The following is a 12,738-nucleotide window of genomic DNA, read 5'->3' as shown; positions in this document are numbered from 1 at the left end:
AATATTACCTGAAAACAGATGCTAAAAAATTAATAATTCGCCACACAGCGCAGACACATCGCATCCATCGGATTAGCCGCAGCATTCGAAAAATTGGCGTTGTTAGAGCCAATCGTCATGCGCAAAGGGTTTTTACTACCATCAGAAGCAAGCCTGAAAGCTGTCCAATGATAAGAATACTGACCTTCATGCTCAAAGGTACCTGCGCTGGTTCTTCGACCACCGGGAAGTATATTAAACCCAATCTCTGCACTAAGCGTCTTGTACAATGGATAATTTCCTGCGGCAAAACCTAAAGATACATTACCACCGTAGTAAAATGCCCAACCATCTTCACGATCTCCATTGTTCCATAATCCATCATCGCTTTTCGGGCTACTACCTCTCAGATATGCACCCACAAATCCCCAGGTCGTAAGAGCAGGCGCAGGCAAAAGTCCGGTCGTTCTCGCAGTCCTGATGATATATCCTTCTTTAGTATTTGCTATATCGGATAGGGTATTTCCGGGTATATTATACTCTTGCTTGATTGCCGCGACCAGATCGTACCAATCGTTCATATTCGGCACGTGCCATCCATCCGGACAGGCTCCTTGTATCTGAATATTAAAAGAGTTGGCCGCTGTGCCATCCATGATGTATGGATTCCCGGCATCGTCCGTACCAGAACTTCCCCAGGTATAAGGGTTTTGTGCGTTGGTAGCCTTAGAAATACCCGTCATTGCCTCATTCCAGGTATACAGTCTGCCATATAGCGCCGTTTTAGCGGGATCGGAGAATGCATAACCAAGATTGTTGTCAGCCCCGGTTTCGTGTAGGTTTTCAATCATCCACATCTTGGTGCCATAGCGTTTGACTTGATACCCCTCCAATGTCAGCTCTTTACCCTCTTGGATCAGTGCTACCACCTCCAATGTAGTCGAGTAGTCATCCAGACTGAACGTAATATTGGCTGTCCGTGGTGGTATGGGGTATGTCCCGGTAGTTTCCGCTACGGTTAGGGTCAGGGTGGTGGCTGTTTTTTTCTTTTCAGTGATCCAGTCTACACCACTTTCTATGGTGTAGCTCCAGGCGTCATCGTTGGTCGTCACGGTAAATGTAATGTCGCCACCCTCTGCTGCGAGCGGTTCTTCCAATTTAGGCGATACAGCTATGCTGGGGCCATACCCTAATTGTGATATAGATAAAGATTTGACCTGTGCACCGTCCACCGCAAAACGAAGCGTGAGCTTACGAGGCTGTTCGCTTTTGTTTTGGGCTACGGTAATCGTGATCTCACTGTTTATATTGCTCTCTTCGGGTGTGACTGTGACCCAATCGGTAGAAGTACCATATTTGGTTACTTCCCAAGCACCATTGGACACGATAGAAAAAATTTCTGATCGCCCTGCGGCAGGTACGCCTATATTTACAGGTGCTTCTTCTCCATCGGCTGTACCGATAGAGAGGAACGGTAACTCTGCCGTAAAGATGTTTTTATCACTACAGGCACCGACAATGAAAATAACCAAACAGGACAAAATAAGACCACCTATTGTAGTTAAAGATTTTCTTGTGTTCATAATCATACTTCTATGTTACAATAATACTATCACTAATAATTAGCCACACAGCGCAAGCAAAATGAATCCAGCGGATCATGGAAACCATTTGAAAAGTTGGCATTTCCAGAGGCGACCGTCACACGCATTGGATTGTTGGAATTGGCTGTTCCTCTGTATGCAACCCAATGATAGGAGTAAATACCTTCATCGTTAAATACACCTGCTGCTGTTCTTCGACCACTTGGCAGGATATTGAACTCGATCGTACTGCTCAGGTCTTTGTACAAAGGATACTCTCCACCTGGGAATGTGGCATTTCCACCATAAGGAAAGGTCGTACCGCCTGACCACAGCCCATTGGCACTTATAGGACTGCTCCCTTTGAGATAAGGACTGACAACGCCCCAAGTCGTCAGCGCGAGGGAGTTTAGGATGCCTACATTCCTTGCTGCCCCCATGATGTACCCATCCTTGGTATTGGCGACATCGCCAAGTGTACTTCCCGGGATACCATATTCGTCCTTGATCGCTGCAATAAGATCGTACCAATCGTTCATGTTCGGCACGTGCCAACCTTTGGGACATGCTCCTTGAACCTGTATATTATACAAATTGGCATAGGTTCCATCTACCGTATAGGGATTCCCGGCATCGTCCGTACCGGAACTTCCCCAAGCATACGGGTTTTGGGCAGCCGTAGCATTCGGGATGCCCGTCATCGCTTCGTGCCAGCTGTACAACCGCCCATAGATAGCTGCTTTGTCAGGGTCATTGTCGTACATCCGACCAAGGTTGCCCATCGTTCCCGCCTCATTCAGATTTTCAATCATCCAGGTTTTGGTACCGTAACGCTTGGTTCTGTAATTTTCCAGCGTAGGCGGCGGGATAAGAATGGTAATGTCCTTATAAAGCCAGCGGGTATAGCTTTCTGTATTCCCTCTTTTGGCCACTACACCGATACTTTTCTGCGGAATGACACCTCCTTCAATAGTCGGTATGACCTTGATTCTATTCGTACCCTGCCCTTCCAACATACCCAACATATCGGGGATAGTCCAGATATACACTACCCCTTCTTCGTTGTCCGGAACAAACAGTTCAAATTCTTGCCCGCTCTCTATGGCCAAATTCGCAGAAAGCGATGTGGCTATAAAATCAGGTTGCTGGATATTCAAGGTATTATCATCTTTGCAGGATGCAAATAAGGATACCAACGCTATGATCAGAATGTTTTTTACTTTTTTTGTGTTCATAACTATTTGCTTTGTCTATATGGATGATCAGTTGGATAGCTAAATGGATTGTCAACAAACCAGCGGGCCTTGTACATTTTATAACTGTCCTTGAAGAACACATTGCTTCCGCGCTCGTTGGTCACACGGTTGGTCCAGTACGAAGTGGTGGGCTTGATGATCAATGTGCCAAAACCCGAAGGTCCATCCGAAATGGATTTGATATTACCTTGCGAGTACGGATGCAACGAAAAGTTTTTGGATTGTATATCAAAAATATAGATACCACTTTTTGTCGTGAGATACAATTGGTCTTTGCCATATACCGGAAACATATCGTGCGGCTCTACATCAGGCAGTGGATAAAACTCTGTATTTCTGATCAATTCAGGATTCTCCGGATTATTATAGTTGTAGGTATAACTATACAGGTTTTGATCATCCGTAGCCCATAGCACCTCTCTGTTCTTGTCCCATACGACATTATGCCCAAAGGTTAGGTTGTAACGCTTAGTTTCATTCGCTACCATTGGATTGGCAGAATCCACCCGATACAATTTCAAAGCATCGCCATCGGCTGTACCAGTCGTACTACATGCCACGACAATATTGCCATCGGGCAATACCTCGATCGAGTGCGGACTCCCTTTGACATTAGAGTAAAACATCAGTTTCTTGTCCGCTATCCGGACCAAGGCAGCTCCACCGCTCGAAGCCGTAAGCATGACATATTCTCTATTGTACACGGTCTTTGCCTCATCCATCGCACGAAACCAAGCGGCTTGCGTAGTATTCAGATGGTCATTGGCCCGCCATTGCCACATGATCCCCTTACTCAACGAATCAACAATAAAAACCTGATATTCGGTTTCATCCGTGACCAAGATAGGCCGTTCGCTATCTGCCAATGCCGGTATGGGATGCGTATTGTCGGCACTGTCGCCAAAAGGATCCGAAAAATCCAGTATCGGATGCTGATCATCCGAGCATGCTGTCAAGAATAGTGTCAACACCAAAAACCCTTGATTTAATATATTTTTTAATTTCATAGCCTTAATTTGATTAATCTCCCCAGCCCGGGTTATTAGGTTTAAGATTAGGGTTCAACTCCATTTGCGTGCTGGACACCGGCCACCAATAGTCCCTAGCAGCATCAAACGTACGTGTGATGATATTTGTACCATCATGTTTTTGAATAACCCCAGGCATCACATTTTCAGCAATCTTCCAACGGCGTATATCGTTGTAATAATACCCTTCGCCTGCAAACTCAGCCCGTCTTTCATAGCGGATATGTTCACGCAACACACCTTGATCATTACCGGGATAATCCAGGGCAGAAGCCTGTGAGAAACCTGCTCGTCTGCGTATCTCCCGCACGGTAACACTCCAGATATCCTGTGTCAGCTCGCCCAACTCATTCTTGGCCTCGGCATACATCAGCAGTACCTCCGCATAGCGCAAGACCATATAGTTGATTTCCGACCTGTTATCACCGATCTGTGCCTCTTCGACCGTAGCCGGCACACCTGCATCGTAGATGCTGTATTTTTTGAATGTATAGCCCGTCTGCGGTGTTTTGAACCGAGAATTGGCTCCATCCGTCCGCACAGTCTCGCCCATGAAGGTCGATCCCGGATAGACCACGGTCGACTTGAAGCGGGGATCCATATTTTCGTAGGGAGCAGATGTCGAATAGGCAGATTCATTTCTGGGTTTCCCATCGACCATCCAATAGCTGTCTACGAGATTTTTTGTCGGAGCGGCATTATTGAACTGCCTGAGGGTAACGTCAAAACTGCTCCCCATATTAGGCTCGCTGGTAAATTGTATATCAAATATAGTCTCGGTACCATTTTCAGCCGCTACCAAAAACAGGTTGCGGTAGCTGCTGTAGAGACCATATTGGCCAAGATCCATGACGGCTTTGGCTGCATTGGCTGCTGCTGTCCATTTTTCAGCAGCACCTGCCGTATTGACAAGCGGAGAAGCTTCGAACAGCAAAAGCCTGGCTTTGAGTGCCAATGCTGCTCCCCGGGTAGGTCGTCCGGCATCCGCCCGACTGGCATAGCGGACCGGCAACAAAGGTGCTATCTCATCCAATTCCCTCACAATAAAACCTACCACATCTTCATGAGAGTCCCTCGGGGCATCTTTCTGCTCCAATTGAGGTTCGGAGGTGATCAGAGGCACATCTTTGTAATAGGTAACCAATATCTGGTAGAACAATGCACGTAAGAACCTCGCCTGTGCTTTCATCTGTACAATTTCCGGAGCAGAGAGAACCGTATTGCGGTCGATATTGTCCAACAAGGCATTACAACGTCCTATGCCCCGATATGCGGCAGTCCATCTTCCATTGAAAATGGCCATATCCGCTGTATGTGTACCCAAAGCAATACTATTCCAGCCTAGCCTATTATCATAATTATAGGCATTTGGTGTAGCAGATTCTTCCCATAGCACAGATGCGTTTCCAAAAAGATATTGATCCGTCATCGCAGCATAGCATCCGACCAAGCCCGCACGGGCGGTCTTATCTCCCAGCCAAAAAGTTTCCTGATCATATTTGTCCGTAGGGTTTACGGTCAGATCGCAGGAGACCAATAAGCCTGTAGACACAAGGACAGATAAAAAAAGTCTTACTGATATCTTCATTTTCTTAAAATGTTAAATTCAAACCAACACTATAACTCTTCAGATTGGGGTATTCGTAGAGATCCCCCTTGGTAGTCGTCAGCTCCGGATCCCACATATTGAACTTACTGATCGTCCATAGGTTTTGTCCACTGAGGTACACCGATAGCTTACTTCCGCCCAATCGCTTCAACCATTCGGGAGGCAAATTGTAGGTCAGCGAAATATTTTTCATCCGTAGATACGATGCATCCTGCAACCAGAATGTAGAATTGATAAAATTCTCATTGGCATCCGTTACTGTAGTCAGCAAAGGAAGTTTTGAGTTTGGATTGCTCGGCGTCCATGATTCCCGTGCCCAGTCTTCTGTCACACCCGCACCATTGTTAAACGGAAGAGCTACATTGGCCGTAGGGTACACATTGACATTGGCTACTCCCTGAAACTGTGCTTCCAACAAGAAATTCCCGTATCCCATACGCGCACCAAATCCATAGGTATAATCCGGAATACTACTTCCCGTGATGATCTTATCCTCATCATCGATGTAGTTATCGCTGTTGTGATTAGCGTATTTGATATATCCCGGACGCAATTTAGAACGTGTACCATATACTGCCTGTGCATTGTCGATCTCGTCCTGTGTCTGGTAATATCCTAACGCTTCGTATAGATAATATGAGTTGATCGAATAGCCTTCTTTAATGATATAGCGTCCAGAGATCACCTGCTGCCCGTTGATATCCACGACCTTGTTTTTGACATAGCTGATCGATCCGTTGATTCCATAGCTGAAGTCCCCTTTGCTATCATTGAAAGCAGCTCCCAGTTCCCAGCCTTTGTTGTCCACTTTACCCAGATTGACAGTCGGCCCTGTCAGCCCTCCGATCTGCCCGGGGATGGTGACAGGTCTCAAGATATCAAATGTACGCTTGTAGAAATAATCTGCCGTGACACTCAGCTTACCCCATAGATTCATATCCAATCCGGCATTATACGACAGCGTAGACTCCCATTGGATATTGCGGTCGGTCAATGCTATGATCGCTGCACCTCCTTCGGTCGTACCTCCGAAGCTATAATTATAGCTATTGTTGATATTGACCGTACTGTTGTAAGCTCCTATACTCACAGCCTGATTACCCAGCTTACCTACCGATGCCCTGAATTTCAACATATTGATCGTATTGCTCTGGAAGAAGTCTTCCTTACTGATCACCCATCCGATCAATACGGACGGAAAGAACGACCATTGGTTGCCCGGAGCGAAGCGCGAAGAACCATCGTAGCGCAAAGTTCCTTCCAGCATATATTTTTGCTTGTAGTCGTATGCCAGACGGGAATACACCGAAGCCAGCTTGTCCATCGAGGAGGAACCTGTAGCCTGTGCATTGGTGTGATCGGACAGCGCATTCAGCTCGCGGAGTGAATTGTCATAAAACCCCCAATTAAAGGCCTGAAAGTTCCGTGCATCGTTGATCTGATAATCCTGTCCCAACATCGCGTGCAACTGATGATCTCCAAACTGCTGTTCGTACACCAACCGGTGGGATAGCGTAAACTGTTTGTTCAGTGAGTCCCAATCTTTTACCCGAGGGGCAGATCCATTAAAGTGTCGTATATCTCCTGTCTTGGGATCTACCGTGTACATCTGTGGCAAAAAGTCTTTGCTAAAGTGATCTACGCGCCTATAACCCAACGTATTGTGGTAGGTAATATTGAAAGGTAACTTATACTCCAAGTTGAGGTTGGTCAGTGTCTCCTGGTAATCACGGTACGTGGCCCCTTGTTCGGCCTGCATACGTGGATTCTCTATATTATTGCGTCCGGGTGTAAACAACCACGTCGACCCATAATAGCCATTGCGATGATAGTCGGACATGATCGGCAAACCACGCATAATGGTATTCATCACGGTACCTGTACCATATCCTACTTCGTTGAATTCACGCAGATTACCGATGATACCACCGCTCACTTTCAACCGTGGCGTGGCCTGCGCCGATACCTTGACATCAAACGAATACCGTTTGGCATCATCGTTGGCAATAAATATACCCTTGTGATACATGTATCCTCCTCCTACAGTAAAATTGTACTGTTGATTACCTCCGGACACTCGGGCATTGTGCTGCTGCAACCAACCGTTTTCCATCGTGATATCAAACCAATTGGATGACGGATAGACCGACGGATCCAGCGGCATACCGGCCTTGTATTCATCTATCTGTTCTTGGGTATAAGTAATCGCTGTCTTGCCCGAATTAGCTTCTGCTCTGTTGCGCATCTGCATGTACAGGATAGGATCATCTACTACGTTAGGCAAAAAACTGGCCTGCTGTATCCCGGCATGACTACGCACATCGATTCTTGTTTTGCCGGCCTTACCGGATTTTGAAGTAATCAGTATAACACCATTAGAAGAACGTGAACCATAGATCGCTGCTGCGGCATCTTTCAGGACAGTGATAGTCTCTATATCTGCCGGATCTATTTCACTGAAATTGTATTCTATTCCATCCAACAGTACCAAAGGATTGGAGTTGCTGAGTGTGTTTACACCACGTATACGTATTGTCGTTCCATCGCTCCCTGGCTTCGCTCCGGCCTGATTGATCCATACGCCACCGGTACCATACAGTGCCTGCGAAGCATGGGTAATCGTTTGTTTCTCCTTATCCGCCATCTGTACCGTAGCGATAGAACCGTTGACCAATTCTTTTTTGACAGCACGGTAACCTACAACCACGACTTCGTCTACCTCTTCTATGCTTTCTTCAAGAACCACATTCAGGGTATTACCACTGACTGACATCTCTTTGGGCTGATACCCTATAAAACTGAAAAGAAGTACCGGATCAGTAGATTCAACTTTGAAGGTGTATCGTCCATTGTCATCACTCACTGTACTGGCCGTGCCACCTTTCTCGACAATGGTCACGCCTTTTAATATTTCTCCTTTAGCATTTCGGACTACCCCTGTCACGATACGTTCCTGTACAGCTATTTTGCTGGAAGAACCTGCATTAACAGCAGAAATAGAACCTGTCGATTTATTGAGAATGATATTCTTGTCAACTATACTGTAGCTTACCCTATATTTAGAGAGCAACTGCCTGATAACATTTTCTACTTTCTCGCTTTTGTAATTCACGGATACGCGCTCATCGGCAGACAGGATACTGTTGTCGTAGAAAATATGGTATCCGCTCTGTTTTTCTATTTCCTTCAAAACAGATGACAAGGTGGCATTCTTTCTGTTCAATGTAATGTCTTGTCCATACGTCAGGGCGCACACCTGTAAAGTCCCCGCAAACAAGAGTAGTACAGACAGTTTGAATTGTAGCGATTTGTACTTACGCCAATGCGCGGCCTTACAAATCTTTGATTTGTTCTTATGTTTAAACATAAATATCTAATGTCTAATTGGTTATAACTGTAATGATTCGACAGGTATTTTTCATGATACGTTCATTGCTATCAGATTAACGAAATATTATTTCATCACGATCACCCTCCTTCCTTCTCTATTGAACTTGATACTTCCCGTCAAGCTGATCGTATTCAGTAATTTATCTATATTTTCAAACCGGGATATTGTACCCGAAAAATAAGTCCCCTGTACAGATGACGCATATTCTATGTCTACATCATACCATCTGGAGATATCGGCCATGACCTGAGCAATAGAAGCTTTCTCGTAGGCAAATTTACCGTCCTTCCAAGCCGTCAGGTAATACGGATCCACGGTATATATATCATACTGTTCGTGCTGTGTATCATAGACAGCTTGATCCGTAGGTTTCAGACGTACCCTATGCTGTTTATTTTCAAGCTGTACACTTCCCTCTACCAATGTGGTAACAATACCCGAAGAATACGTATTGATATTGAACTCTGTCCCCAACACTGTCAGGATCTGTTCCTTGGTCTTCACGACAAACGGTAGTTTTGTACCCTGGTGACTGACCTTATTTACTGCAAAGTACGCCTCTCCGGACAACAGTTCCACCTCTCGTCTATCTCCACTGAACTGTATAGGATAGCGCAGGGAAGACATCGCATTGACAGTTATGTACGTACCATCAGACAGCAACAGTTTATACTCTCCCCCTTTGGGTGTGACAATCGTATTGTATGCCACTCGCTTTTCGTCAGATCTCCCGTCCAGATGATAGGTCACCTGTCCGTCTGCCCCCTTGTAGATAGCGTAACCATCCAATTGTATGAGTGTATCACTTTTGAGTGTTTCGAGATCCAATATGTTGCCATCGGCCAGCAATATCTGTGCTTTATTTCCACCCGGCAGAGGTATATTCTCTTCAGCCGTATAAGACGGTACCGATGACAAGGTACTGTATTGATAACTCCAATATATCACACCGCAGATCAACAGCACAGAAGCTGCAACAACTGCAATCTTTCTGAAATATTGATATTTTCTGATCTTACGCAATTGGGTAATGCGGGGATCATCCTGTATCTGATGAAACAGGTTTTCGTATTGTTGTTCTGAAACCGAACCATCTCCATGATCAGGTTGGAAATCCTCAAATAAAATATCGCCGATATCATCCCTGTCCAGATATTTTTTCAACAGCTGGAACTCTTCGGGTGTAATAGTTTTATCCTGAAGTCTATGCAATAGACGGATGATTTCTTGCTTTTCCACGTTTATAATTTTGTTGTATATCCTTATAAACGCAGAGCTGGGGAGATAGGTCTAGTAGATTAGTAAAAAAAAAGCAACAAATGGTATTTAGAAAGTTTTAACCGGATGATCTTAGTGGCTGTGATGATCTGGTTTTTGACAGTACTGCGGGATAGGCCAAGGTCATCAGCAATTTCCTGATAGCTTTTGTCCTCTAGCTTATTCATGGTATAGACCTGTTTTTGCCGTTCGGGAAGCTCATCAATACTCATTTGCAATACATCCCATATCTCACGTTCGGCCACCTGTGCCAACGTCGATTCCTCCTGCTCGTTCCAATGCACTTTGAGCTCCTCCATGTATTTGGAAATGGTGACCTTTCTTCTAAAATAAGAAATCGTCAACCGTTTGACGATAGTAAACAGGTAGGGATAGATATCTTCTGCCCGATCGAGTCGGTGTTTATTGGTGTACAGCAGTACAAAACCTTCCTGCACAATCTCCTCCGCATCGGCATCCATCTTTGTCAAACCCGCCACATAACGAATAAGGGCAGAATGATACAAACCAAAAACTTTCTTAAAAGCTTTTTGGTCATCACTCTTAAAGGCCTTAAATTCTGTATTCGTCAACATTTTATGCACACTTTTAGCCAATTACTTTGTGTACGGCAATAATACTGCATCCAGATTAACTTAACTTAAATTCTATGTATAATTTATGTTATAGATACACAAGGATTATAATTTGCACGTGGTTACCTGTTTCCAAAGATAAAGAATAGCTGTATATCTGTCAATAGATGCGCTACAAAACTACAAAGTCACGGCGGAGTAAACGGAGAACTGCACCTGATTCTATATAGATTTTCCATAAAAGCAACTACATCTAGGTTTAACTATAAATAAAATACAGGAATACGAGTGTATTTCTAGAGATTTACCTCTATGAACCCTCTACAAACCCTCTATTATCCCACTAGAAAACCACTGTTATTTTTACATCTACAATATAGTAATAGTTAATTAAGAGCACATGAATGGGCTACGCAACATTATCGCCATACGCTACGCCACCGTGCTGTAAGAAAACTCAGCTCAGATGATAACTTTGGTTCTTGAACTCCATCGAGGTATAATACGCATATTTCTCCTTATCCAATGGATAATCCCAGCAGCCCATTCGATGGTATAGCTGACCACCAAATCCCGTTTTAAAACGGTAAAGTCCATACAAAGGATGCGCCGGATCCGCTTGGGGAGCTACACCGAAAAAATCGTACTCTGTACAGCCTTTCTCTCTGGCCATCTGCATAGCTCGCCACTGCAAAGCATAGGTCGCCATATAATTTCTGTTGTCCGAAGAAGAAGCTCCATACAGATAGGTTCCCCGATGGGCAGATACCACCAAAAACATGGCCGCCAGAGGTTTGTCATCTACCTCAGCTACCAAGAGGTAAACATCTGCCGGTGATAGTGTATCATTGGCACGTGCCGAAAGCACAATACGGAAATAACTGATATCGTGCAGGAAGAAGTTATTGCGGATAGCCGTCTGTCGATAGAGATCATACCATATTTCGAGACTATCCAAAGTCAAGGTACGTATTTTGACACCTTTCCTCCCTGCCAAATGTATATTGTACCTTGTTTTGGGCTTCATATTGGCCAATAGGGTATCTTCATCCTTCTTGAGATCCATGAATATGGTATTGGAAGGAAGAATGTCCGTGTTGGCTTTTCGTAGGTTCCAATGTTCGGTATTGAAATTAAATCGGATTTCCTGTATCTTTTTGTCCGGAACACCGAGCCAATTTCCGTGTACGTCATAATAATCCTCATCCTTGGCCCAATGCGATTCCCAGGAAAGGTCATACCGGATAAGGATACAGTTTGGTGGCAAAAAAGAACGCAGGCTTTCGGACAATTGTTCGAGAAAATAGCCCTGGTTTTCTTCGGACGGCTCTATCTCTGGACCATAAGGGACATAAGCCAGGCTGTGTTCGGCATCCAGCGATTGAATGATGATCAAGAGGTCACCCACAAAGTAGGCATTATCGTCCGTACCTGCATATAGGTCAGACACCTTGGCCTTAAAATTAAATGCTTTGGAATGTAAACCCTGCAATGTCTTCACTTCCGACCAATATGCAGTCTGCTGCACAATGGAAGTCCTGTAGATCTGTTTGATTTCTTTGTCTTGTATTTCAGCTATCATGATGTTAACCCCAAAAACGGCAAACATAGCCAAAATATTTTATAAAGAGGGTGCTTCCTATATTTGCTTATAGGGCGAACACCTGCTTGGTCCGGTGGCAGGCATCTCGTTTTTTATAGATAATACGGAGGTTTATTTTAATCAATGATTTGTGTTTTTCCCTTCCACCACCTTTCCGTCTTCATGGCCAGACGGGCCTAGTCCTTTTGTAAGGCAAAAGGACCAAAACCTTTTGCCCATTTCAAGGCATCTTGTCGCACAACCCTCTGCTCAATAGCCCTAACTGCTGCCCTTGGTTTTGCTTCCCTAGGTCTAACGCAATGGCCATCAGCAAAACTGAACAGAGCTAGGGGCATCCCATCGCACAGCCTCCCGTTGCAGGGCTATTCCTGCCGATACTGGTGAAATGGACAAGCGATATCTAATACGGATTGTCCTTACTTACATATCAGTGAGT

Annotated in this window: 8 protein-coding genes; all 8 read right to left on the bottom strand. The window is 44.8% G+C overall.

Features of this window, described 5'->3' with window-relative positions; translation table 11 throughout:
* Nucleotides 1–29 precede the first annotated feature (29 nt).
* The 8 genes from G5B00_RS12405 to G5B00_RS12370 all read right to left on the bottom strand — a co-directional run bounded on the left by G5B00_RS12405 (nucleotide 30) and on the right by G5B00_RS12370 (nucleotide 12,281).
* Complete coding sequence (locus G5B00_RS12405; RefSeq protein WP_163875708.1) at nucleotides 30–1,562, bottom strand: FISUMP domain-containing protein; 1,533 nt, start codon at nucleotides 1,560–1,562, stop codon at nucleotides 30–32.
* Nucleotides 1,563–1,594: 32 nt separating this feature from the next.
* Nucleotides 1,595–2,797, bottom strand: coding sequence for an FISUMP domain-containing protein (locus G5B00_RS12400; RefSeq protein ID WP_163875705.1), 1,203 nt, complete (start codon nucleotides 2,795–2,797; stop codon nucleotides 1,595–1,597).
* A gap of 2 nt (nucleotides 2,798–2,799) precedes the next feature.
* On the bottom strand, nucleotides 2,800–3,825 hold the full coding sequence (locus G5B00_RS12395) for a DUF6528 family protein (RefSeq protein ID WP_163875702.1): 1,026 nt from the start codon (nucleotides 3,823–3,825) through the stop codon (nucleotides 2,800–2,802).
* Nucleotides 3,826–3,838: 13 nt separating this feature from the next.
* Nucleotides 3,839–5,434, bottom strand: a complete 1,596-nt coding sequence (locus tag G5B00_RS12390; protein ID WP_163875700.1) for a RagB/SusD family nutrient uptake outer membrane protein — start codon at nucleotides 5,432–5,434, stop codon at nucleotides 3,839–3,841.
* Between the two features lie 4 nt (nucleotides 5,435–5,438).
* Nucleotides 5,439–8,822 (bottom strand): SusC/RagA family TonB-linked outer membrane protein, encoded by a 3,384-nt coding sequence (locus G5B00_RS12385; protein WP_163875697.1) that lies wholly within the window; start codon nucleotides 8,820–8,822, stop codon nucleotides 5,439–5,441.
* Between the two features lie 87 nt (nucleotides 8,823–8,909).
* Nucleotides 8,910–10,085 carry a FecR family protein gene (locus tag G5B00_RS18355; RefSeq protein WP_163875694.1) on the bottom strand — a complete coding sequence of 392 codons (1,176 nt, stop codon included), beginning with the start codon at nucleotides 10,083–10,085 and terminating at the stop codon, nucleotides 8,910–8,912.
* A 59-nt stretch (nucleotides 10,086–10,144) separates the two neighbouring features.
* Nucleotides 10,145–10,699: an RNA polymerase sigma factor gene (locus G5B00_RS12375; RefSeq protein ID WP_163875691.1), complete on the bottom strand. Its 555-nt coding sequence runs from the start codon at nucleotides 10,697–10,699 to the stop codon at nucleotides 10,145–10,147.
* 457 nt (nucleotides 10,700–11,156) lie between these two features.
* Nucleotides 11,157–12,281, bottom strand: coding sequence for a lipid II:glycine glycyltransferase FemX (locus tag G5B00_RS12370; RefSeq protein WP_163875688.1), 1,125 nt, complete (start codon nucleotides 12,279–12,281; stop codon nucleotides 11,157–11,159).
* Nucleotides 12,282–12,738 lie beyond the last annotated feature (457 nt).

Source organism: Parapedobacter sp. SGR-10 (assembly GCF_011030405.1).
In the GTDB taxonomy this organism is placed as follows: domain Bacteria; phylum Bacteroidota; class Bacteroidia; order Sphingobacteriales; family Sphingobacteriaceae; genus Sphingobacterium.
The sequence above is the reverse complement of the archived record's forward strand: the minus strand, read 5'-3'. Positions and strand labels throughout refer to the sequence as shown.